Origin of the sequence: Arsukibacterium sp. MJ3 (assembly GCF_000987765.1) — a bacterium.
GTDB lineage: Bacteria > Pseudomonadota > Gammaproteobacteria > Enterobacterales > Alteromonadaceae > Alishewanella.
In genome coordinates this window covers 293,971-319,308 of record NZ_LAHP01000002.1, presented here as the reverse complement: position 1 = coordinate 319,308, position 25,338 = coordinate 293,971, and the positions used below count along the sequence as shown (strand labels likewise).

General features: G+C 48.4%; 13 protein-coding genes. 3 read left to right on the top strand and 10 right to left on the bottom strand.

The features are described 5' to 3' along the window. The 9 genes from VT06_RS02825 to nudF form a co-directional block, all read right to left on the bottom strand. Positions 1–10,277 (bottom strand): DUF1566 domain-containing protein (locus VT06_RS02825; protein WP_046552730.1); only part of this gene is annotated, 10,277 nt, incomplete at its 3' end. 205 nt (positions 10,278–10,482) lie between these two features. Beyond that, positions 10,483–10,854, bottom strand: coding sequence for a ribonuclease E inhibitor RraB (gene rraB, locus VT06_RS02820; protein ID WP_046552729.1), 372 nt, complete (start codon positions 10,852–10,854; stop codon positions 10,483–10,485). 4 nt (positions 10,855–10,858) lie between these two features. Continuing rightward, complete coding sequence (locus VT06_RS02815; RefSeq protein ID WP_046552728.1) at positions 10,859–11,602, bottom strand: 1-acylglycerol-3-phosphate O-acyltransferase; 744 nt, start codon at positions 11,600–11,602, stop codon at positions 10,859–10,861. 48 nt (positions 11,603–11,650) lie between these two features. Next, complete coding sequence (gene parC / locus VT06_RS02810; RefSeq protein ID WP_046552727.1) at positions 11,651–13,960, bottom strand: DNA topoisomerase IV subunit A; 2,310 nt, start codon at positions 13,958–13,960, stop codon at positions 11,651–11,653. 48 nt (positions 13,961–14,008) lie between these two features. Then, on the bottom strand, positions 14,009–15,400 hold the full coding sequence (locus VT06_RS02805; protein WP_046552726.1) for a hypothetical protein: 1,392 nt from the start codon (positions 15,398–15,400) through the stop codon (positions 14,009–14,011). Positions 15,401–15,467: 67 nt separating this feature from the next. Beyond that, positions 15,468–17,360 carry a DNA topoisomerase IV subunit B gene (gene parE / locus VT06_RS02800; RefSeq protein ID WP_046552725.1) on the bottom strand — a complete coding sequence of 631 codons (1,893 nt, stop codon included), beginning with the start codon at positions 17,358–17,360 and terminating at the stop codon, positions 15,468–15,470. A 198-nt stretch (positions 17,361–17,558) separates the two neighbouring features. Next, on the bottom strand, positions 17,559–18,332 hold the full coding sequence (locus VT06_RS02795) for a metallophosphoesterase (RefSeq protein WP_046552724.1): 774 nt from the start codon (positions 18,330–18,332) through the stop codon (positions 17,559–17,561). After that, a complete protein-coding gene (locus VT06_RS02790) occupies positions 18,332–18,775 on the bottom strand; it encodes a DUF1249 domain-containing protein (protein ID WP_200897886.1) in 444 nt (147 codons plus the stop codon). Before VT06_RS02790 ends, VT06_RS02795 begins: the two co-directional genes overlap by 1 nt. Further along, on the bottom strand, positions 18,762–19,409 hold the full coding sequence (gene nudF, locus VT06_RS02785; protein ID WP_046552723.1) for an ADP-ribose diphosphatase: 648 nt from the start codon (positions 19,407–19,409) through the stop codon (positions 18,762–18,764). Before nudF ends, VT06_RS02790 begins: the two co-directional genes overlap by 14 nt. Before the next feature lie 117 nt (positions 19,410–19,526). On the opposite strand from nudF, the gene tolC reads away from it, so the two are divergent. The 3 genes from tolC to VT06_RS02770 all read left to right on the top strand — a co-directional run bounded on the left by tolC (position 19,527) and on the right by VT06_RS02770 (position 22,526). Continuing rightward, on the top strand, positions 19,527–20,885 hold the full coding sequence (gene tolC / locus VT06_RS02780) for an outer membrane channel protein TolC (RefSeq protein WP_046552768.1): 1,359 nt from the start codon (positions 19,527–19,529) through the stop codon (positions 20,883–20,885). Positions 20,886–20,970: 85 nt separating this feature from the next. Continuing rightward, positions 20,971–21,954, top strand: coding sequence for an LpxL/LpxP family Kdo(2)-lipid IV(A) lauroyl/palmitoleoyl acyltransferase (lpxL, locus tag VT06_RS02775; RefSeq protein WP_235357336.1), 984 nt, complete (start codon positions 20,971–20,973; stop codon positions 21,952–21,954). Between the two features lie 2 nt (positions 21,955–21,956). After that, a complete protein-coding gene (locus VT06_RS02770) occupies positions 21,957–22,526 on the top strand; it encodes a TcpQ domain-containing protein (protein WP_046552722.1) in 570 nt (189 codons plus the stop codon). Here VT06_RS02770 and glnE read toward each other — a convergent pair. Continuing rightward, positions 22,523–25,324, bottom strand: a complete 2,802-nt coding sequence (gene glnE, locus VT06_RS02765) for a bifunctional [glutamate--ammonia ligase]-adenylyl-L-tyrosine phosphorylase/[glutamate--ammonia-ligase] adenylyltransferase (protein ID WP_046552721.1) — start codon at positions 25,322–25,324, stop codon at positions 22,523–22,525. The two genes, VT06_RS02770 and glnE, sit on opposite strands and share 4 nt — an antisense overlap. Positions 25,325–25,338: the final 14 nt, after the last annotated feature.

Below are 25,338 nucleotides of genomic sequence, written 5' to 3'. Positions count from 1 at the left end.
ACCCGCTGCCCCAGCGCATTATGGCGGTAGGTTATGGCTTTATCGGCCATGGTTACTGCCAGTAAACGGCCGGTGCTGCTGTATTGGTATTGCGTGGCCTCAGTAACATCGTTTTCGGTGACGGTTTTCTGGCTTAAACGGCCGTTGGCATCGTACGCATAAACCGCATTGCCGCTTTGCGCCAGTTGGTCGCCTGCAGCATAGCTGGCAGTTTGATTAATTACATTACGCAGCAGGCTGCTATGGCTAATACGGTTACCATTGGCATCATAGGCATAGTTTTCTACCACAGCGCCGTTTTGCTTAACTTCTGTTAAGCGGTATTTGTTGTCGTAGCGGTAGTCATAAACCAGCTCGCTGCCATCATGCTGGCGTTCGGTTTTGCGCACTATTTGGCCTACGCTGTTGTACTGTAGCCCATAACCCAAACTTTGCTGCAAACCCAGCTGATACTGCACGTTGGTGGCTTCGCCATAACCGTTCCACAGCCAGCTTTGGCTTAGTTTTCCATCACTTAATAGTTGCGGTAAGCCGTTGTCGGCACGGTAGTTAATGTTAAAGCCATGAATGCCGGTAACTAAGCCGTCATTATCATAGCTAAGCGTGGTGCTGGCACCGGCGTAGCTTAGGCTGGCTATTTGTAAATCGGTGTTATAGCTGTAATTCAGGCTGCTGTTTAACTCGCCGCTATAGGTTAGCGCGGTAAGTAAAGTACCGTCGTAGCTGTAACTTACCGTTTCGCTGCCTTCCGTTACTTGGGCTAGCTGATCACCTTGTTGGTACACATAGCTGCTGGTACCCTCCGGTGTTTGCGTGCTAAGTAAACGGCCGTTTTGGTAGCTATACGTTATGTTATCACCCGAGGGCAACTCTATAGCCGTTAGCTGTTTATCGCGGTTATACACATAACGGGTGGTACTATTTATCGGCCGCGTTTCGCTGTCGGTATTACCCACACCGTTTACGCCAAAGTCGTGCTGCTCAGCGCTTGGCACTATAACCGCTATGGCATTGCCGTTGGCATCGTACTGCGTTTGCGTGCTGTGGCCATCCGGGTAAGTTACCTTGGTTACCCGGCCTAAGTCGTCATACTCGTAGCTGGTTACTTTGCCATCAGCGGCGCTCACGCTGCTTACCTGGCCGCGGGCAGACGTATCATACACATAGCTAGTATGGCGCTCGCCGGTGCTGCTTTGTAATAAGCGGCCACGGCTGTCGTAGTGGTAAGTGGTATCAAGTAGGCCCGGCACACTTAGCTTACTAAGTAATAAGGTATCCATATTAAGAATACTGGTGCTGCTGCGCCCCTCTGGCGAGGTATTTTGGGTAACACCGCTGCGAGCATTCACTGCAACCGTACTGGTTTTGCCGTTACTTTGCGCACTGATGGTATAAACCGAGGTATCAGCGCCGTTTTCAGCATAGGTTTTCGTTAGCGTACTGGTATTGCTTAAGCCACCAGGCAAGGTAGTAACAATAGTGTGCGGTATCGGCCGCAGGGTTTTACTGTCCAGCACATTGGTGACATTGGTGGTTACACCATAGGCAGTACTGGTTTCGCTTAACTCATCGGCGCTAATGCTATAGACACTTTGGCCACCGCTTTCAGTGCTATTGGTAAACTGAACTGCACCATTGCCAAGTACTTTACGTTCAGTCTGGTAGCTGTTGTTTTCTGCTGTGTGATAGCCATAGCGGTTTACACCGCGCGCAGCACGGTTATCAAAAAACTGCCACTCTGCCCCTTCTGGGGCGGTTACCCGCTCTACCCGACCTAAGGTATTATAGTGACGGCCAAATACATAGTTATTCGGGTCGGTTTTCTCGGCTAACAGGCCACCTTCCTGATAGAAGAATTGATAGTTGCTACCATCTTCATAGCTTAAGCGCGTAAGGTGGTTATTTTGATCGATAGACAGCTGAGTGCGCTGGCCATCCGGAGCTACTAGCGCTGTTACCCGGCCACTTGGGTCACGTTCAATTGTTAGCGTATTGCCAAAACGGTCGGTAATTTGGCTAAGCTTATCCGCATCATTGTACTGGTACAGGGTTAAGTCTTTACCCGCGCTGTTATCAAAGCTAGCGGTATGCTGGCCTTTGCTGTTAAAGCGAAACGGCATACGCGATGAAGTGCTGTCCTGACGCACACAGCGCACATGATAAGCATCCTCTTTTTTAAAGCGTTCACTATTAAAGCTATTACTTTCTATCGCCCAGGCCTGATCGTCGTTCTGCAGGTTAGTAGTGCTGCTCCAGTATGGGTTACGCTGCTCTGCTTCAGGGTTCCACGGCACACTGTTAGGCAGCGTTGTATGGTGTTGAAATATCTGGTTTGGTAGCGTGTACAACAGCTCGTTAATGTTCGGCAGACGCCAGTCGTCAAAGCCGGCATGTTCTGACGCTTCGCAATGGGCAATACTGCCCTGCCAGTCCAGCTTCACACCGGTATTATCAACGCTGTCTTGCCACATTAGGCCGCTATTTTTATCTACCACCACTTCCAGGCTGGCATTGCGGCTAAGGCCGGTAACTGTGCTGCTATCCAGCTGCTCACCACGCAAACACACCGCTGCTATTAGCTTGTTGTCGCTGTTCAGGGTATTGTCGTGCCACATGCCACGCGCCTGAGTAATGCTATACATAATTTGGCCACTGCTGGCGCCAGATTTATCAATGGTATAGCCCACCTCTTTCGCGGTAGGAATGCGCCAGGCGTGCTGGTTGTCGGTTGGCAACGCTGCACAGTAGGCATAGGCTTCAGCTTTAGAGCGGTAGCGAACCGGGTTTGCCACATTTTGCCATTCCAACCCGGTAACGCGGTCAATCACGGTGTTGTCGCTACTAATCACATAATCGGTATTACGGCCACCGGCCTGATAGAAACCGTCATCGCCTTCAATATGGCTGTAAGTTTGTCCGGTACGCAAAATCAGTGAAGAGGTGGCAACATCGGCTACCATGCCACTGCCAAAGTACACTTTGCCTTTAGGGTCAAATTCATGCACATTCGAGAGTGACCAGCCTTCGGCCAACTGGCTGTCAAAGCTGTTTTTAATGCTGACACCACGCTGTTGCCAGGTTATGAAATTTTCCCGACCCGGCACCTGGGTTACCACATCACTTAAGGTGGCCCAGGCTACAGGGAAGCTGCTTAATGGCTGGCCGGTTTCGGCGGCATTGCCCGAGCTTAAATACACTGTCGGGTATTCAAAACCAATGCTAATGCGGCCACTAACAATGCCTTTGGCGTGGCTGCCATCCGGGTGAGTACCATCCCAGATAAACTCGGCTTCTACATTGGGCGCCGGGTTAAATTCTTTTTCAAACACTCGGCCGGCAATTTCAAAGCGGGCAATCATTTTTTCCAGTGACGCAGGAACTGTATTGCCGCTTACCGCAACATGAATTTTATGTTTATAACCTGAGGTGCGCTGGCTAGAATAATGCAGGCGTAAATCAGTACCAGCAATGGCGATATCTTCATGGAACGACTGCTGATACGGCTTGGCAAACGAGCCTGTGCATAACTCCTCTTCATTCTTTTCATCTTCTGCCCCGGTATCACCGTCCAGCAGTTCTATCGCATCCGGCGCTTCTGCACCTGCTGCGGCCCAGTTTAAATCATAAGGCGTCATATGGTTAAACGCGGCGCGCCATAGCGTATTGCCGGCGGCATAACTGGTTAAGCCAACCGCTTCATCAGTAGTGCTGCCGCTGTTGTTAACATCATCGGCGATGCCATCGTCGTTGTAGTCAACACCATCTACCGTGCCATCGCCATTAGTGTCGAGCAGCCTCACTACCACGCCATTGGGTGAGGCTATCCATTTAGAGATAGTGCGGTCAAAGTAACCTACCGGCACAATTTCTCCCACCGGGAAACTGAGGAAGTTATCTAAGTACAGCACCACATCGGCATTGTAATGCACTGAATCGGTGTAATGGCTGCCGTCCACATGCAAGTCAGACGCCCAGGTAAAGGCAGTCTCTACCGGTAGCTCGCCCGGCATCGAGGCCGGTGTTTCAAACTCGGTGGCGCTAAACATAAACTGCGTTATTGGCCGGCGTGCACCATTTTGCGAGCGGATCTCGGCTGAGCTAATGCCATTAAACACCACGGTAGCGCGGCGCTCACCAAATTCATCACTAATAACCGATGAGTGGTGCACCTGCGGAGTGCCGGCACTTAAATCAATCAGGCTGTGTTTGCTGTCGCGCGCCAATAAAGTCACGGTAGGTAGCGCCGCCCAGCTGCTGCTGGCGCCAATAGTGCTGCGCTGCAGCACCACGTAACCCGGCTTTTCATAAACTACGGTGTGCTCACCGGCCGGCCCAGCCAACATAAAGCGACCGTCGCTGTTGGTTTTTACCGAGCCGTACTCGGGTGCTTGTAACAGGCTTAGCTGCACATCAGCCAGCGGGTAACCATAGCGGTCTTGCACAATACCGCTGTATACCGCAACTGTCAGTGGGTTAATGTTACGTACCGTCGCATTTTCAGCAATATAGGCTTTTAGCGGCTCCGCTTCGGTGCCATTAAGCACTGAGGTATCTGCTGCTTCGCCTACGCTGATATACACCCGATTAGATTCAATACCGGTCAGGCTGACCAATACCGTGGTATCACCTGCTTGTTCCGCGTACAACACTCCGTTTTGCACCGACACTACCGAGTAGGCATCAGCGCGAAACTGCGCTAATGCGGTTAAATCACGCTGGCTGCCGTTGCTGTAAATACCGGTTAGAGTTAATTGGGTGCTCTGGCCTAGCGCTAAATGCACACTGGTTGGGGTGATACGCAGTTGGCTAAGGCCGCTAAGCTCATCCTCGGTTGCATCTACCTCCAGCTGATGCACCGGGCAACCTTGTGCCTGGCTTACATCTACCGTTTGAATACGGCGGCTATCCCAGTTCGGCCCCTGGTCAATGGTTTTAAATACGGTAACCGCACCTTGTAAAGTTGGTGGGTTGGCACCAGGTTGATACAAACCTTTGGCCAAACCAAAACCAACCACACCCTCAGTGCTGGTTTCAGCATGGTTGTCATCTAAACCGGTTTGCAGCAAATGATCACGATGGCCCCAAGGAGTACCGTCGATGCCAAAAGCAACAAACCAGTCTTTATCTTCATATAGCCAGCCATAAATCGCTCTTACCAACGCCAGATTGTCACTGACAGCGTTTACATTGCTGGCACTGGACACTGATTCGGTTTTACTGATAAAGCGATCGGCAAACTCATTAATAAAATCATGCGCAAGCATACGCTGCATGGGTGAGCGGCCATCGTTGTAATGACCTATGATCTGATTACGACTCTGAATATAGGTCGCATAAGTTTGTGCTACGTCAACCATAGCAACGTCGAAACCTGCATAAGGCTTAATACCACGTGCAACCCGCTCGGCATTAACCAGGTACAAGCCTTTTTGCTGCACACTCATAGCATCCCACTTGGCTTGAGTGGGCATTAACAGGTACTGGTGAACCGAAGAGTCCTGGCTACGGGCATAGTTAAACGCGCGGGCAATATCGTCTACCGTGTGGCCACTACCGCCAGCCCAGGCTATATTATCGTCTGGGTATAAGCCGTTGTAGTTACGGTCGTCTGTTACCGGCTGTAGTGGGCATCCTGTCAGCTGTCGGACAGGTAAGATGGTTAATGTAGTGCTAACTGTATTGGTTAAACCCAGCTCTGACGCAACCTGCAAAGTAAGTTGATACGTGCCTGCCGTCGGTAAGTTAAGCGTAACCGACACCTGATCTGATACAAATTCACCGTCAAGCATCCACCGATAAGTTAACAAGCCGCTGGTGATATGACTATATTCCGCGTTAAGTAATAACGCAGTATCCGCATAACCCTTTTGAGGTCCAGTAATGACCGCAACGGGCACATAACCCACTTTTACACTCACCTGCGCTTCGCCGGTTAACGCAGAGTTATCCTCAACCTCTAAACGGTATTGATGCAAACCTGCTGCTATATCATTCAGCACTAAGATATCTTGTTCGCCAACCAGCGTTTGCTCGGGCAAACGGTACCAGCGATAAGCAACAACCTCACCATCAGCATCAGTACTACTGCTACCATCCAATATTACAGCTTCATCAACCGGTAACACTGCCGGCAGAGCTGCAATATGTGCCACAGGTGGTTCTGCCGTAACTGTAAATTCAACAATATGGCTTAATACCCGGCCATCAGCATAAACAATCTCTAACCGGTATTGCACCATGCCAGCATGAATTGCTATCACGTTGATTGTTGGGCCTTCACCCAGCAATACGTTATCGGGTAGCGAATACCAACGGAACGCTGTAATTTCGCCGTCAGTAAAATAACTGGCCGAGGCATCGAGCAGAATATTTTTACCCGTAATTAGCCCTTCAGTTGGCACTTCAACTGACAACACAGGCAGGCTTTTGACATTAACGGTAATAATGTCTGCAAGCGTCTCCGGGATACCTGATTGATCCCAGATAGTCAGTTTAAGTTGATACTGGCCAGCTTCATCAAAGCTAATATCAATTAAGGCACCTTCGCCTAGCACCTGCTGATTAGTCAGGTTTTGCCATTGATAACGTGCCACTTCGCCTTGGGCTGCGTAACTACCACTGGCGTCTAAATGTAAAGTATCGCCGGCGTAAATGACGTGCTGTATATTTGCCACAACCGGCACCGGATGACTATATGTCCTCACACAACGCGGATAACCATTTATACCCGTGTGTTGATTAATTAGCCCCCCTAATGACATATGCTCGGTATCGGAGTACGAACGGTAGTAAAATACTGTATTTGGATTCGATGCTAGCCAGTAGCCAAAATCTCTTGTAACAGATTTCGGTAAAAACCGAAACGGCGCCGGCATTCTCGGGCTGCCGTCCCGATTGGCGCCACCATAGGCGTCAAAGGTCATTAACAAGCTGTGCGATTCATTGATATTAGGTAAGCGCCAGTCATCAAATCCCGCTAAACCAGTTGTCGCACAGTATTGCGCAGCCTCTTGCCAGGGCATTGGATTGTCGCGAACAATCTGCGGACCATCTTCCCACATGAGCCGATGGCTGATATCAATTACCACATCATGCAAGTCAACACGTTGAAAAACCGGTTGATAAAGCTTGTCGCCGGCTACACAGCGAACATACTCAGACATGTTAAAATTAATGGCACCAACCAATCCATTACTGAACCGAATGGTGTTGTAAAAAACACGTGGATTAAATGGTGCGCTGTCAGTACCAATCTCTTCTGCCAGATAGGATTGATAAAAATTTCCTGATTTGGCTTGATGAACAAAGGCACCTATAAGTGCGCCACCACCAACAGGCATAAGGTAAGCCATTTCCAAACGTGTCGGTAAACGCCAGTTGGTAATACCACCAAGTTCTAAATTTTGGCAATAACTATGACCACCAGAATGCGTTCGTTTAATTTCTGTTACGTCAATATTGTCTTGCCAAACCAAACCTGACACTCTATCAATAACTACTTCTCTGGCATTATCACGCTCAAATATTCGCTCAGTTCCATAGCGGGTAGAGCCATCTTCAAAAGGGCTGCTGTAAAAACTGGCGCCGGTTTTTGGCACGCGGGAATAGCCGGGCGCTAAGCTGGCCAGAGTATCAAAAGATTTTACTTCAATGCTGTAGGCCAGCTCAGAATACTTACCATACCGGTCTTTTGCCCGGATAGTTACAGGGTGTTGGCCTAGCTGCTCTGCTGTCGGTGTCCAGACAAGGTCAAACATTGTGCCATTGACGCCGACCAAGCTTAGCCCGGCCGGTGCACTTATCAGGCTAAAACTGATGACATCGCCTTGATTATCGGTATCAGTTGCCCGTAGCCGGTCGGTAAACACCACGGTATTAAATGCCAGGGTTTTTGCTTCAGTAATAAACACCGGAGCCTTATTTAAATCTGGGATCTGCAGTTCAAATTGAGCAGTAGTATAGGTTTGGGCATCGGTTACTACTTTGACAGTAATTTGCCTGCTGCCTATATCAGCGCGTTCAGGTGCCCAACTGGCTAAGCCACTATCGGCTTGGATCACCATGTCAGCTGGCGCTAACTGCAGCGAAAAACACGCCAGCAGGTTGTCCGGCGCAGTGGCATTAAAAGGTAAATAAGTTTTTCTGAGTATACTTACTGTTAAATCAGCTGGTGGTTGTATAGTCAGATCAGATTGATACTGGAAATCAGTTAAAGCAGCAGTATTATACTGTGCAAACAGCATGGCACAATTTAGTAACGTATTACCCGGCAAGCCAATGTTCAGTTGTGTTGGCTGCTCAGGTGTCTCGCTATTAAACCCTGCATATAACTCGCCAGCATAAATACTGTTGTTTTGGTCATCGGCAAACTCAATACGCTCTAAATGGCTGTAATGACTAAAAAAGTTAACCAAACGTATTTCATCGATATCCGAATACGTTTTGATATATAAATCATCGCCTCTGCGGCGCATATTTTGAAACACATTTTGACGTGAAATACCTGTTGCAAAGTTCAGCACTACACCAAGGCGAATATCACCCAGAGTATAAAGCACATCTTTACCGTGGCCTGGCGCAAACTCAAGTGAAATAGTTTGCTGAGTATCAGATTGATAGCTATTTGGCGTAAACGTAGGCCCGCTGTATTGCAGAATGATAATGTCATCACCGGCTTTAGCGTCAATAGTGTTTACTGCCATGCGGTTTAGCAGAATATCGCCCTCTGCGGTGCCTTGCAGTAATGCTTCTTCCGAGCGCCCCAAAATGAGTTGGCGGGCAGGCTGGGTTTGCGTTGGCGCCGTGGCGCTAAAAATAGGAAATAACTGCTGACGGGTGAGTGTTTGCCCAGTATCCAGCTTAAATAGCTCTATTGTGTTTGCCAGGCTAAAGAAGTTCTGTACGGTTATGGTTTGACCATTTTGGCCAATGCGCAAAATAAAATCGTTGCCAGAGCGCATTAGGCCACTGCTGATATCAGCCCAAACAATATCGGCAGAAAAATGGACTTCGTTAATGCCTGCCGTATCAATTATGACATCGTTACTGTTACCTTTGTTTATTACATACCGATCACTGCCTGCACCGCCTACTAAAATATCACTACCTGCACCGCCACGAAACAGCGATGGCCGTTGATCAGCAATAAGCAAGTCGTCTTGCGCGGTACCATCTATAACAACAAAATCAGCTGTATCTGCTGGTCCACAAGCATTACCTTCGCAAGGTGTCTCACCGCCAGTGTCACCACCATCTCCATCATCTCCACCGCCATCATCACCCGCCCCATCGCCCTGCTCAGGGTTATTGTTATCAAAGGTCACACCTGGCGATAGCAAGTAATAATGCTGTGATTCCACCGGCATAGCACTGCCAAATAAAGTAAACAATTGCTCGGCCTTAATTTCCTGGCCACTGGCAAACCTAATGCGCGCAATAGTATTGGCTCGACTGAAGAACTGATATACGCTTATTTCACTTCCATCACGGCTGTTTACTAACACTAAATCATCACCGCTGCGGCGTAAATTCATGGCGATATCACTAAAGCCTACATCCGCACTGAATAAAATGGTGTTATCACCTTCATACGCCACTATTAGGTTTTTACCGCTGCCCAAGCCAAATTCCATATTTACTGCAGGGCCACGCGGTAGCAAAATATCGTTGCCAGCCAAACTTTGCATACGCAAAGTTCCAGTGCGGGCTATTAATATATCTGCTGAAGCAGTGCCGATTAATTCAATATCCGGCACTTGTGCCAAACTCAGCTGAGGCACCACTGCCGTTGCTGTCGGCGCAGCCAAACCAAAGGCGCCAAATAGCTGGTTGTTACTGATTTTCTGGCCATTAGTAAAGCGAAACTCGGCAATAGTGTTGCGGTATGAAAAGAAAAACTTAACTGTTAACGTCTGCCCTTCCTGACCAATACGCAATACAAGGTCATCGCCTGATTTCATTAAACCACCGGCTATATCGGAAAAGCCGATACCGGCACCAAATTCAACACTATTGGTTCCAGCCAATTCAAAAATGGTATCTCTACCACCCTCTTTGTTAACTAAGTAAACATTATTACCTATGCCACCAACAATAAAATCATCGCCGGCACCCGCCTCAATTTTGGCTGAATCTACTGCTGTCGCAATAAAATCATCACCGTCAGAGCCGACAATATGATTAATTTGAGTTGCGGCTACACTGCAGGCAAATAAAAATGTACCGACAGTACATAGCCATAACACCTTGTTAGCAGCCAGTTTAATTAACACTGACATGAATGTCCTTTATCAAGTTCACGGCCTTACCTGCTGGCTAATGCCTGCTGAAAATAGTATCCGCAGTAAAAATTTTGCCGATAGTAGTTACAAAAATTCACACTGTAAACAAATAAGTTTTATTTTTAGCAAGTAAAAACAATTAGCAATAAAAAAGCCGCTTAAAAGCGGCTTTTTTATTGCTAATTTATAACGTAAGTATTAGCTACTCTTCGTCGTCTTCCAATTCAAAATCGTCTTCGTCACCTTCAAAATAGGTGCCCCAACCATCGTATTCTACGCCATGTTTCTTGGCCAATGCTTCCAGCTTAATAGCGTCGGCAACTATCGGGGCTATTTCCAGCGATTGTTCGCGAATGGCATCGAATACCCAGGCGTTACCGCCATCTTCAAATTCTACTTCTTCAGCATCGGTGACTTCATAGCCTAGCTTAAATAGCTCTACGGCCAGCTTTTCCAGCTTGTTAAAGTCTTTATCATAAAAGTGATGCTCTACCGTATATTGCGCGTCCGGATCGCTACCGTCTTCTAACAATGCACTGATGGTATTTTCTGTAAATTCCTGCCAGTTTTCCATACTATTACTCTTTTAACGGGGTTTTGCTGGCAGTGTAGTCGTTGCCAAGTTCAGTATCAAGCAACTGAATTTGTGCGGCCATGTGTTGGCGGGTTTTTTCAGCAAACTGCCGCAGATTATCAGCCGGGCTTAGCGTAATCGGCGCCATCATCTGAATAATAACCTTGCCATTATTCCAGCGGTTTAGCTTAACTTGCTGGTGGGTAGTGCTCATACATACCGGCACCATTGCCACATTGGCCTCCAGTGCAATATGAAAGGCGCCCATTTTAAACGGCAGTAAGCCACGGCCGTAACTGCGGGTGCCTTCGGGAAACATCCATACTGACAGGTTTTTATGCGTAATACGCTCTGCGGCGGCTAACATGGTATTTAGCGCCTTATTTTTATTGTTGCGGTCGATCATAATATTACCGCTAAGCCAGTATAACTGGCCAAAAAACGGAATATATTTCAGGCTTTTTTTACCCATTGTTACGGTACCGGGCAAAACCGAGCCGCTCATCACAAATAAATCGAGGTTATTTTGATGATTGGCGATAAAGACATAAGGAGTATTCGCCGCAATGGCTGCATCGTGACGAATTTCAACACTAATGCCTAAAATCCAGGAAACCCGGCCATACCAGTGAGAAAACAACGCCACATTGTTGCGATGAAAAGGCCGCACCAGGCAAACTAAGATGCCCGCAATGGTGCTGCCAATAAAAAATAATACTAATAAAATTAAACGAACAACAGCAATCACCCTAACGCCCCTTCTGCATAGGCATAAAAGGGGGGCAGTATAACGGGTTTAATGGTCATTGCTGGTTTGATCACTGCTGTTTTCATCGACTACGCTATTACCAACCCCGCCCTGTTGCAACTGCACCTCGTCAATGCGTTGTAAACCACGCGGCAATTTATTACCACGCCGGCCCCGCTCGCCAATGTAGTGCTGTAAGTCAGCCGTTTTCAGGGTTAGTTTGCGCTTACCTGCTACCAGCGTTACACCGCCCTGCTCTGGTACTACCGCCAACTGACAAATATACTCTTCCCGGCTGGCCGCCCGGGCCGAGGGAATAGACATCAACTTATTGCCTTTACCCTTACTGAGTTTAGGTAATTCACTCACCGGGAACACCAGCATGCGGCCCTCATTAGAGATACACAACAGCAAATCTGTCTCTGGCTGTTTTACTACCAACGGTGGCAATACTTTCGCCCCTGCCGGCAGGCTCAGTAACGCTTTGCCGGCTTTGTTACGGCTGAGTAAATCGCTGTATTCCGCCACAAAACCATAGCCGGCATCACACGCCAGTAACAACGCCTGCTTTTCATCACCCAGCAACACATGGTCTACAGTTTCACCGGCGACAATAGTAAAGCGCCCACTTAATGGCTCGCCCTGGCCGCGGGCCGATGGCAATTCATGTGCTTCAGTGGCATAGCTGCGGCCACTAGAGTCGATAAACACCGCTAGCTGATTAGAGCGGCCACTGGCCATGGCTTTAAAGGCATCACCGGCTTTATAACTTAAGGAATTACCATCAACATCGTGGCCTTTGGCGCAGCGCACCCAGCCTTTTTCCGACAACACTACCGTTACCGACTCGCTTGGTAGCAGTTCTTTCTCACTCAGTGCTTTGGCTTCGCCGCGGGTGACGATGGGGCTACGACGCTCATCACCATACTTTTGCGCATCAGCCAGTAATTCATCACGAATAAGTTTGGTCAGCTTTTTCTCTGAGCCTAAAATGCTTTGCAGTTTATCGCGCTCTTTACTCAGCGCATCCTGCTCACCTCGAATTTTCATCTCTTCTAACTTGGCCAAATGGCGCAGCTTTAATTCCAAAATGGCTTCAGCCTGGCGGTCACTTAGCGCAAAGGCTTTAATCAGCTCTGGTTTGGGCTCATCATATGCACGGATGATGCGAATAACTTCGTCGATATTTAAAAAAGCGGTTAATAAACCTTCTAATACATGTAAGCGGTCGAGCACTTTATCTAAACGGTATTGCAGACGCCGGCGCACGGTGTCACGGCGAAAAATCAACCACTCAGTCAATATTTCTAGCAGGTTTTTAACCCGTGGCCGGTTATCCAGCCCCAAAATATTTAAATTAACCCGATAGCTGCGCTCTAAATCGGTGGTGGCAAATAAATGCTGCATCAATTGTTCAACATCTACCCGGTTTGAACGCGGTACTATCACAATCCGGGTGGGGTTTTCATGGTCTGACTCGTCGCGTAAGTCTGTTACCATCGGTAATTTTTTTGCCTGCATCTGGCCGGCAATTTGTTCCAGAATTTTTGAGCCGGACGTTTGATGCGGCAAAGCCGTTAACACTATGTCGCCGTCTTCCAGCTGATAAACAGCACGCATTTTTATACTGCCGCGGCCACTTTGATAAAGTGCCGCAATATCGGCTGCGGAGCTGATAATTTCAGCATCGGTAGGGTAATCCGGCCCTTTAACATACTGCATAACATCAGTAATAGTGCTTTGCGGGTTATCCAGCAACGCGGCGCAAGCGTTGGCTACTTCACGCACATTGTGCGGTGGAATATCAGTCGCCATGCCGACAGCAATACCGGTAATACCATTTAGCAGAATATGCGGTAAACGCGCCGGCAGTACTTTTGGCTCTTCTAAGGTACCGTCAAAATTTGGCGACCAGTCAGTGGTGCCTGCACCCAATTCTGATAATAGCACTTCGCTAAAGCGGGACAGCTTGGCTTCGGTATAACGCATTGCCGCAAACGATTTTGGATCGTCCGGTGCACCCCAGTTTCCCTGTCCGTCTACCAGCGGATAACGATAAGAAAAAGGCTGGGCCATTAACACCATTGCTTCATAACATGCCGAATCACCATGCGGGTGAAACTTACCCAGCACATCACCAACGGTACGGGCTGATTTTTTATACTTAGCCAGATGCGACAGGCCCAACTCTGACATGGCATAGATAATGCGCCGTTGTACCGGCTTTAGCCCATCACCAATATGCGGTAAAGCGCGGTCCATAATGACGTACATGGAATAGTTTAAGTAGGCTTCTTCAGTAAAGCGGCGCAGCGGTAACTGCTCAACACCGTCCTGGGATAACACCGTTTCTGTCATGCCGGTTCCTGTTTTATTAATATCAGTCGTTATAGCGGTTTAGGGTTGTCAGGGTAAGTCGGTTTTAGCCCGGGCGGCTTTAGCAGGCCGCCGGCTAAATTGCCACAACACTATACCCAGTAAAATTAACGTAAAGCACGCCAGAAAAGCCAGCCACAACAGCTGTATTTGGCGCTTACGCTCTACCTCCTGCAAGCGCAGAGCGTTTAACTCGTTTTCAGCTTCCAGTAAACTGGTGCGGACCTGTTGCCGCTCGCTGTCAAACTCCAGCCGCATATGTTCCAGCGCCAGCTCATTTTCTTTATTGCGTAACAATTGAAAACCATCAACAAACTGATAGAGGGCAACGTAGGCTTTTTGATATTGATCTTGTTGCGCCAGTAACTCAGCTCGCAGCAAGGTAATGGCCAACGCCACGTGGTCAGCCTGTTCAGCCGGCTGTTTTACCGCTTGTTCAGCCAGTATTACTTGTTGCATGGCCAGTGATGTCTGCGCTAAATCGCGGTAAATCAGTGCTTTTTCATAGTGATGCGACTGCACATGATAACTCGACTGCAACAGTGTTAAATATTGCTCTGCCTTTTCAATATAACCCAGCGCTTTTTCGGTGCGCCCCATTTCGGCGCTGGTAATCGCCAGCCCCAGATAAGCATGATACAGGTTTACGTTGTCATCAGCCGCCAAGCAAAGCTGTAACATCAGATAAAAGTGTGCTAGCGCCGGTTGATATTTTTCCTGATAGCTATAGGTGCGCGCCAAATTAAACAGTACCGCTATTTCGCTCTTCACCCAGCCTAATTGTTTGTATAAGCTCAACGCCCGCTGTAAAAACGCGACGGCATCGTCTTCAAATGCCAGTGAGGAATACATTAAGCCAAGTTGCGAATTCACCTCTGCTAATATTTCAGTATCTTGTAATAACTCTGCACGCTGATAAACCGCTTTTAACAAGGTAAGGGCTTGCTGGTCATCGTTTTGTTCACTAATAATTGCCGCCTGGTTAATCTGACCACGCAAAATCAGCTTTTCATTATCCAGCAAAGTGGCTAAGGCGGTACCCTGTTGGTAGTGGCGCAATGCCTCACTGTGCTGTAACTGCATTTCCAGGGCGTAACCCAGCTCGTACCATACTTCCACTTTTAAAGCCGATTCAGTGTCACTTAGCAATTCCAAGGCCTGACGGGCCGCTTGCTGTTGCTGCTGATGTTGGCCAAGCGCACTGTGTATAGCAGCTTGTTGACGCAACCAATAGGCTTTCACCTCGTCAGGCTGGTGGGTAAATTCACCCTGATGTTCAGTTAATATCAGCTGGCTTTGCTCTGGCGCGCTATGTTTCATGCTGTCCAGTTGTAACAACCACTGCGGGATATGCTGCGCTTGCACCAGTGAACTCAGGCTCAGCCCTAATAGCAAAAGTAAGTAATGGCAGGTTTTCTTCAAAATGGTTTCACACTCATAGTCAATAACTTAAGCAATGTAGCCGCCCGCGATATCTGTTAATTCTGTATTAGGCAATTAACGCCCGGTCGCCTTTTAATTCCAGCCAATCGCGCCGATCGGTAGCACGTTTTTTCGCCAGCAGCATGTCCATCATTTCCATCGTTTGGTCAATATCATCAATAGTTAATTGCACCAAACGACGGGTATTCGGGTCCATGGTGGTTTCACGCAATTGTAACGGGTTCATTTCACCCAGGCCTTTAAAACGTTGAACGTTCACTTTACCACGTTTTTTCTCAGCTTCAATCCGGTCCAGCACACCGTTTTTTTCATCTTCATCCAGCGCATAATACACGTCTTTACCAATATCAATCCGGTACAAAGGCGGCATGGCAACATAGACATGGCCAGCCGAAACTAAGGTACTGAAATGGCGCATAAATAAGGCACAAAGCAAGGTGGCAATGTGTAAACCATCGGAGTCAGCATCGGCCAGAATACACACTTTGCCGTAGCGCAGCCCCGATAAATCCTGGCTATCCGGATCGATACCAATTGCCACCGAAATATCGTGCACTTCTTGCGAGGCCAGAATTTGCCCAGACTCCACTTCCCAGGTATTTAAAATTTTACCGCGCAGCGGCATTACCGCTTGAAATTCGCGATCGCGTGCTTGTTTAGCACTGCCGCCGGCAGAATCGCCTTCTACTAAAAACAGCTCAGTGCGGTTAAGATCCTGTGCCGAGCAGTCGGTTAACTTTCCCGGTAGCGCCGGCCCTGAAGTGACCTTTTTACGGATGATCTTTTTAGCCGCTTTTAAGCGCTTTTGGGCGTTGTTAATACAAAAATCGGCCAGTGCTAAGGCAATATCGGTATGCTCATTCAGCCACAGGCTAAAGGCGTCTTTAACAATGCCGGAAACAAACGCCGCGCACTGGCGCGATGATAAACGCTCTTTGGTTTGCCCAGCGAATTGCGGATCTTGCATTTTAACGCTTAACACGTAACTGCAGCGATCCCAAACATCTTCAGGTGACAGTTTAATGCCACGCGGTAACAAGGTTCTAAATTCACAGAATTCACGCAACGCTTCTAATAAACCCTGACGTAAACCATTAACGTGTGTACCACCCTGCGCGGTAGGAATTAAATTGACATAGCTCTCGGTAATGAGCTCGCCACCTTCCGGTAGCCATAATAATGCCCACTCTACCGCTTCTTGTGAGCCCTTAAAATTGCCGACAAAAGGTTGCTCTGGCAAAGTAATATAATGTTGTACCGCTTCTGCTAGATAGTCACGGATACCCGCCTGATAACACCAGCTGTATTGCTGTTGGTTAAGTTTATCGTCAAATTTTACCGTTAGCCCCGGGCATAACACCGCTTTAGCTTTAAGCACATGTAACAGCCGGCTAACGGAAAATTTCGGTGAATCAAAATAAGATGGTGTTGGCCAGAAACGCAGCCGGGTACCGGTATTTCGTTTACCAACGGTACCGGTTATTGCTAGTTCACTGACTTTATTGCCATGCTCAAAGGCAATATCATAGACATTACCATCACGGCGAATACTGACATCTACCCGGCTCGACAGCGCATTAACCACTGAAATACCCACACCATGCAAACCACCGGAAAACTGGTAATTTTTATTAGAAAACTTACCGCCGGCATGTAACCGACACATAATTAGCTCAACACCAGATACGCCTTCTTCCGGGTGAATATCTACCGGCATGCCGCGGCCATTGTCGATCACTTCCACTGACTGATCATCGTGCAAAATAACCTGTACCAAATCAGCATGGCCAGCCAGCGCCTCATCGACACTGTTATCAATAACTTCCTGCGCCAGGTGATTGGGGCGGGTAGTGTCGGTGTACATTCCCGGGCGACGTTGCACTGGCTCTAACCCGGTTAAGACTTCAATCGATTCGGCGTTGTAAAGTTGTTCAGTCATAGTCTCGGTCTTGGTCTCAGTAATAGTTCCGGTAAAAATCCGGGCACGGGTCACGGCGTAATGGGCACTGCGGCTGGCCGTGGCTAGTGGTTAACGGCGTTGCGGTAATCTAACACTTCATCAGTGCTTTGCAACAGCACTAAATAGCCAGGTTGGTGTTAACTAACAGTAACCTTGGGGCAACAAACACCACTACGGCTAGCCGTTAGTGGCTTGAAACTGCCAGCTTACCTGACCCGCGTCGCTAAAAAACCACTGACAATACATGGGCCCACGGTCAATGGTTTGCCAGGCATGCTGCTGGCAAAACTGCACCGAACTAGCCGGACAACCAACTACACTGATCTGTTGGTGCTGCTTGCTATAAGCATGATGGCAATGCCCGTGCGCTACGCCTTTCACTCTGGGCTCTGCCGCCAGCAACTGCCAGAACGGCTCAGCATCTAACCAACCGTGCTTATCAATTGCACTGCCCAGTGGCAAGGGATGATGATGGCTGAATAACCAGAATTGTTCAGCCGAGCTGCTGGTAAAACGGCATAGCAGCTCGGTTTGTTTGGCGCGCTCAAAGCCGCCGGCCGGGGTATCGGTTTTGGTATCCAGCAGCATTAACTGCCAGGTTGCCAACTGCAGACTGGTTGCCGCCACAACCGGTGCCTGGCGGCATAGCCAGTCTAGATGCGCATAATCATCATGGTTACCAGGTAAAATTAACACCGGGCAGCGAACACATTGCAACAATTGAGCAAGCAACTGATAGGACTGAAAACTATGATCCTGACTTAAATCGCCACTAATAATAACTGCATCGGGTGGGTTAGCGTTATCAGCGGCAATAGCGAATAACGCTTGCTGCAAATAACGACCAGGCTTAATACCATTATAGTCACCATCGATATCCGCCAGTAAATGACAATCACTCAGCTGCACTATCTGATACCGTGCTTTGTGGGCCAGCGTTAATACCGTCACTATTTTACTACCTGCTCTGGCACAAGGTAACCTTGCTCGGTACACAGTTTAAGCCAGTCGGCTAACAGTTGATTAATTTGGCGCTTTTCATCTGGCTGCATCATCTGTGGATTAGGGTAAGGATAACGGGCAGCAAATTGGCGCTGCTTAGCCACCCGCACTACTTCAGCCAGTTGCGCGTCATGGTAAAGCTGTACGTCAAAGCTCGGTTTTAACAGCGGCGCGGTTGTCGCTAGCAGTTCTATTTTTAGCCGGGTGGTAAAAGGGCCACATTCCAGTACGGTCAACTGATAATGTTGCTGCTCGGTAATCGCAATAAGCCAATGCTCGCCCGGTGAAAATTGTTTCGGCAGTAAGCGGTTTAACCGCGCATAATTGCGCTCGCACAAACTCAAAAAATCAGGTAACTGCGGCTGATAGTGCCGCGGTTTAGTCAACAACATTATTACTCCAGGTACTTTGCACCTCAGTTAAATGTAAACTCAGCCACTGCAACGCAATAACTGTGGCGGCATTATTAATTTTACCCTCTGCCAGCAGCTGCATGGCCTGCTGACGTGGCAATAAATGTACTTTTATATCTTCATGCTCGGCTGCCAGCCCAAAGATACCAGGTACCACGGGCTGATTTAACCAACCAAGATATAACTGCACTTGCTCAGTCGCGCCGCCTGGGCTGGAAAAATAATTAAGCATAGGCCATAACGGACCAAGCTCCAGTCCGGCTTCCTCTATCGCCTCACGCCGGGCAGTCTGCTCTGCGCTTTGATTATGATCTATCATTCCGGCAATAATTTCCAGTAACCAGGGGCTACCACTGGCGCCAACCGCCCCTATCCGAAACTGTTCAATTAATAGCAACTCATCGGTTTGTGGGTTATACGGCAGTACTGCAACCGCATGGCCGCGCTCAAATATCTCCCGGACCATGGGTTTACTCCATCCACCGGCAAATAACTTATGCTTTAATTGACAGCGTTCTATCCGGAAGAAACCCTGAAAAACCGTGGTTTTATCGATTATTTCTACATCTTGCTCAGCAAATGAGGGATAATCGCTATTCTTGAATTCAGACATGTCTGCTCTCACATTTTGTTACACTCTTAAGGGTAACTTTACGGTTTAATTCTGACGTAGTTTACCGTATCAGGTTATCATTTGGGCAGTTTCCTTTTAAGCCAAGACGTGGTGATTATGAAAAAAACTCTTTTAAGTACGTTAATGCTGTCTTCTTTAGCGGTGTTTAGTGTTAGCTCAATGGCAGATAACCTTGCTGCAGTTTATCAGTTAGCCACCCAGAAAGATCCGCAACTACTTAGAGCAATGGCGGTGCGCGATGCAGCCAAGCAACGCATAGATATTTCTAAAGCCAGCTTACTACCGCAAATAAATTTAACCGCTGGCTATAATAATCAAATAATTGAACGCCAAACCTTTATCGGCGATGACTTGGTTACCCTTGAAAGTGATACCACAGGTTGGAGTGCCCAAGTTGCCCTCAGCCAGTCAATATTCGACTGGACCAACTGGAAAAACCTAAACACAGCAGAAAAACGGGCGATGCAAAGCCAGACTATTTTGGATGCTGAAGCACAGGGTTTAATTGTTCGGGTCTCGCAAAATTACTTTAACGTGTTAAAAGCGGTCGACGATTTAGGCTTTGCCGGTGCCGAAAAACGCGCCATTGAGCGCCAGTTAGAACAAACTAAACAACGCTTTGCCGTGGGGTTAATCGCCATTACCGATGTACATGAAGCCCAGGCCCAGTTCGATAGCGCAGTTGCGCGGGAAATTGCTGCTCAAAATATGCTGGAAACCGCCCGCGAAACGCTGCGTGAAATTACCGGCCAATACCACAGCGAGCTAGCCAGTTTAGACACCAGTAAATTTGAAACAGTGCGGCCATCACCCGCTACTGCTGATGCCTGGGTAACGCTAGCAGAAGAGCTGAACCTGAATATCAAAGCGAATAAACTGGCGCTGGACGTTGCTCAAAATGATATTGAGAACGCCAAAGCGGGCCACTACCCAACATTAAGCCTGGATGCGAGCTATGGCACTGGCGATACAAAATCGACAAACACCTTTAGTGGCATTTCCCAAAAGGGTAATCCGCCACGGCTTGATAACCAGCAAATTGGCCTGAACTTACGGGTACCTCTTTATAGTGGCGGTGCCACCACCGCAGCAACAGACGTAGCACGCGCTAACTATGTGGCCGCCAGTCAGGATTTAGAGCAAAGCTATCGCACTGCCGTGCGCCAGGTTCGGGTGTCTTTTAACGATATTAACGCCAATATCTCAACTATTCGGGCATTAGAGCAAGCGGTTATTTCAGCTGAAAGCGCGCTAAATGCTACTGAAGCCGGCTTTGAAGTCGGTACTCGCACCATCGTTGATGTATTGCAAAGTACCCGCAATTTGTTTGAAGCCCGCCGTAATTTATCGGGTGCCCGCTATAACTATGTTATTGCAATATTGTCACTAAAACAGGCGGCAGGTAACCTGTCTGAACAAGACTTGCTGGCGATTAATCAGGCACTTATTAATTAAATTTGCCGAAGGTTCACCGCCGCTGCGGTGAACCTCCTACCAGTTTTGCCTTTCCTGAGCGTTTTTTTTCGTTACAATAGCCACATTGTTTATTATCGAGATAGCCATTGTGGTTAATGCCCCCCGTTTTAGCTGGCGATTTTTACTACCTCAATATTGGTTATTATGGCTGGGTGTTGGCTTGATGTGGCTTATTAGCTGGTTACCTTATCGGCTGTTAATGCTGCTAGGCAGCGCTGTTGGCCGTTTGTTATATCAGCTGATGAGTTCACGGCGTAACGTGGCTAAGCGTAATATCGAACTGTGTTTTCCTGAAATGCCGGCAGCCGAGCAGCAGAGGCTACTTAAAGCCAACTTCGCCGAGTCTGGCAAGGCGCTATTTGAAACGATTATTGGCTGGTGGTGGCCAAACTGGCGCATCCGTAAGCTGGCACATTTTAAGGGTTATCAGCATATCGAAGCCGCGATGGCACAGGGCAAAGGAGTGTTGCTGTTAGCGGCGCATTTTCTACATCTGGAAGCGGCATGCCGGGTGTTTGGCTTAACCCATCCCAGTGTTGGTTTTTACCGGCCACACAATAACCTGCTAATGGACTATTTACAGTACCATGGCCGCAGCCGAGCCAATAAATATATGATTGGAAAGCGCGATGTAAAAGGGTTAATTCAGGCGTTAAACCAACAGGAAGTATGCTTTTATTTGCCCGATCAGGATTATGGCCGCAGCCGCGCCGAATTTGTGCCTTTTTTTGCCGTGGCAGACACGGCCAGCACCACCGGCACCTTGCTATTTGCCAATGCCGCAAACTGTGTGGTAATCCCCGTCTATACTTATCGCTTACCCGGTTTTAAAGGTTATCAGGTAGACGTGCTACCGGCTTTTAAGCATTTCCCTAGTGGCGATGACAAAGCCGATGTAACCCGGGTTAATCAATGGGTAGAGCAGGCGGTGTTGTATCATCCAGAGCAATATATGTGGTTACATCGCCGCTTTAAAACCCGGCCTTTACCAGATGATCCGTCGCTGTATAAAGCCGCGACCACAACCAGGCCAGAGGGGAGTAAATAACGATGTGGTTTTGGCTTCGTACCATACTAATACTTGGGTTACTGCTAGCTGGTGGCTACTTTTTACTGACAAAATCTGAGCTGCTCATAAAAAAAGAAACCATGAACACCGCAGCCCGCGGTTTTAGTGAGTTTTACAGTAAAATTCGCGGCAATCGGCCTGGCAGTGAACAAAGCGACTTTCATATTACCTTGCCCGACTCCAGCGGCCTGCTTAGCCGGGATCTGGCACAACGCGGCCGCGACGTATTGCCCGCGCCAGCTAATTGGCAAGGTCTGGTTACTGACCGCCGCTTTCGGGCCGGTGACAGTTTAAAAACCAGCTTAAGCAATTATGCCCGCAGCGAGGGCATAGAGTTGTACTGGACCTTACCGCGGGATTATCTGGTAAAGCAGTATTTTCAAACCGACAGCACGTTACTGGGTACCATTTTCGAGGTTGGAAACGCCATCGCACCAGATTTTGCTGAACCAGTGCTGACTTTTTTCTGCCCCAACCAACGAGCGGCGGTAATCACCAATCGATTAACTCCCTATTTACAAGAACATTGTCAGCCTATTCGCGGCAGTTAATCTGCACCAAATAATTGTTGCCACACTTGCTGTACCGTAGCCCGGGCTTCCGCCAAGCGGCTTTCAGTTGGCACCCGGGCTGGCGCCAATGTCAAACGATGGCCCAGGCCACGTAATAACTGGTACGCGTGCTGTAAGTCTTCTGCCTGCTGCTTTTCAAGTAAACCTGCCGCTGCAGCGGCATCGAGGATCCGTATATTGTCGCTATAACGGTACAATGCCGGACATGCTCTGCCATGCGCCAACACCAGATACTGGCTAATAAATTCCAGGTCAACAATACCACCTAAGCTATGTTTAACATCATCCTCCGCGCTACCATGGTGGCTACGCAGTTTCAGGCGCATCGCCGTTACCTCTAACCGTAATTGCTGCTGGTCTCGAACTTGTTCAATAATGCCAGTGCGAATGGCATGAAACAGCGCCGCCATGCGGGTAGAGCCAATAATTAACCTTGCACGAACCAGCGCCTGATGCTCCCAGGTCCAGGCTTCATTCTGTAAATACTGCTGATAGGTATTGATATGAATGGCCAACAAACCAGAATTACCAGACGGCCTAAGCCGGGTATCAATGTCATACAACACGCCGCTGTTGGTGCGGGTGGTCGCTAAATGCAAAACGCGCTGCGCCAGCTTTAAATAAAACTGCCGTGAGTCTATGGCTTTATTTCCGTTGGTACTGGCCAGACTGTCGCAATCGTGTAGAAATACCAGATCGAGATCTGAGCCATACCCAAGCTCTAGTCCACCCATTTTGCCATAGGCGATAACCGCAAAACCACGATCCGTATCGTTGGCACCCTCTGGCAAACCATAGCGTTCAGTCATTTGCTGCCAGGCTAACGTGACAACCTGTTCCAGCACCACTTCAGCTAACCAGGTTAAGTGGTCACTGACTTGCATAAGCGGTAATACACCACTGATATCGGCGGCGGCAATGCGTAACTGTTGCGCTTGTTTATATTGGCGCAGTGTTTCCATTAACAGTTCTAAATCATCTTCTGGCACCCGTAATAAATACTGGCGCAACCGATCCTGATAATCCGCTTTATTAGCAACCTGATATAATTGCTCCGGGTCAATCAGCTCGTCAAGCAGCATTGGATAACGCGCCAGCTGCTCGGCCAGCCAGCCACTTTGGGTACATAACAACACCAACTGTTGCAATGCCAGCGGGTTTTCATACAGTAGTTCTAAATAGGCAGTGCGGGTCATAATTTGTCGAAACACGCCCAGCACCCGGCCCAACACCAGTGTTTCAGCCTGCTCGGTCTGCAATAAATGCAGTAAAATAGGCATTAATTTCGTTAAAAACTCATGGCCACGCGGCCCAACACTGCGCTTTTGGCAATCTTGTCGAAATACCTGCAGTTGTTCGATCAGACTAATAGCCGCGTCTGTCGGTAGCCAGTCTAGTTGCTCAGCCAACTCAGCTGGCGGCAACTGACTGCCCCACAATAAACGACCAACCCCTAGCTCTTCTTGCTCGGGGCTGTCTTCATGATCAATAACTTGCTTAAACTGCTGATGCACTCGCGCCATTGTGTCGGCGATTTGCCGCTGTAAAATTGACCACTCATTGATGTTTAAACATGCCAACAACTGCTGCCTACCAGTATCATCTGCTGGCAGTGTTTGTGTTTGCTTGTCATCAACACCTTGTAAAGCCTGCTCTACCCGGCGTAACAGTAGGTAATCGGTTTTAAGTTCATTGGCCTGGCCGGCAGTTAGCATCTCGTGCTGCACTAACCCCTCTAAAGCCACTAACAGACTTTGTTGTTGTAGTTGCGGGATCCGACCTCCTCGAATGAGTTGCAGGGTTTGCACCACAAACTCAACTTCGCGAATGCCACCGGCACCCAATTTAATGTTATCTACCCGATTGCGGCGGCGGTTTTCCTGCTCAATCAATTGCTTCATTCGTCGCAGCGATTCAATCGCTGAAAAATCAATATAACGGCGGTAAATAAAGGGTTTTAATAGCTGATAAAGTTCACGGCTATGCGGTTGTTCCGGATTAATTACCCGGGCTTTTAACAGAGCATATCGCTCCCAGTCACGCCCTTGCTCCTGGTAATAATCTTCTAGTGCGGCGAAGCTAAGCGCTAAAGGTCCACTATCGCCAAACGGTCGTAAGCGCATATCAACCCGATAAACAAAGCCGTCAGCACTAGCCTGATGTAGAGCAGCAATGAGCTTTTGGCCCACTTTAGTAAAAAACTGCTGATGCTCCAGCGGCCGGCGGCCACCGCGCGTTTCGCCGTGCCCGGGGTAGGTAAAAATAAGATCAATATCAGAAGAGAAATTAAGCTCGCCACCACCGAGTTTCCCCATCCCAAGAATAAGCAGTGGCATGGCGTGCCCATACTGATCGAAAGGCGTACCACTTTGCTCTTGCTGCAGCTGATAAGCCCAACGATAGGCACTGTTAATTAAACAGTCAGCCAGAGCTGATACCCGGCACAAATTTTCTGCAGTGGTTTGCAGCTGGTAAATATCGGCGGCAAGCAGTAGACACAATGCGCGGTTACGATAGCGGCGCAAACGTTGAAACACCGCAGCCTCATCCGCTGGATCAACCTCGGTTAAGGGATCTTGCCACGGCTGTGTTAATTGTTCGGTCAACCGGGTTTTATTCAGCAGCACGTCAATTAAATCGGTTTGTTGACACAAGGTACGGCCTAAAAACAAACTGGCTTTTAGTAAACCGATGAGCTGGTGCTGCTGCTCAGCATTTAGTTCAGCGGTATTAAGCTGGCTGTAGTGTTGTTGCCAGTAACTGTCAATGCTACTCATAACCTCTCCTGGCT

What these genes read in the sequence shown, in the direction of transcription:
- rraB (WP_046552729.1), bottom strand. Translation starts at nt 10,854, where the DNA reads ATGGAAAACTGGCAGGAATTTACAGAAAATACCATCAGTGCATTGTTA.
- parC (WP_046552727.1), bottom strand. Translation starts at nt 13,960, where the DNA reads ATGACAGAAACGGTGTTATCCCAGGACGGTGTTGAGCAGTTACCGCTG.
- parE (WP_046552725.1), bottom strand. Translation starts at nt 17,360, where the DNA reads ATGACTGAACAACTTTACAACGCCGAATCGATTGAAGTCTTAACCGGG.
- VT06_RS02790 (WP_200897886.1), bottom strand. Translation starts at nt 18,775, where the DNA reads ATGTTGTTGACTAAACCGCGGCACTATCAGCCGCAGTTACCTGATTTT.
- nudF (WP_046552723.1), bottom strand. Translation starts at nt 19,409, where the DNA reads ATGTCTGAATTCAAGAATAGCGATTATCCCTCATTTGCTGAGCAAGAT.
- tolC (WP_046552768.1), top strand. Translation starts at nt 19,527, where the DNA reads ATGAAAAAAACTCTTTTAAGTACGTTAATGCTGTCTTCTTTAGCGGTG.
- VT06_RS02770 (WP_046552722.1), top strand. Translation starts at nt 21,957, where the DNA reads ATGTGGTTTTGGCTTCGTACCATACTAATACTTGGGTTACTGCTAGCT.
- glnE (WP_046552721.1), bottom strand. Translation starts at nt 25,324, where the DNA reads ATGAGTAGCATTGACAGTTACTGGCAACAACACTACAGCCAGCTTAAT.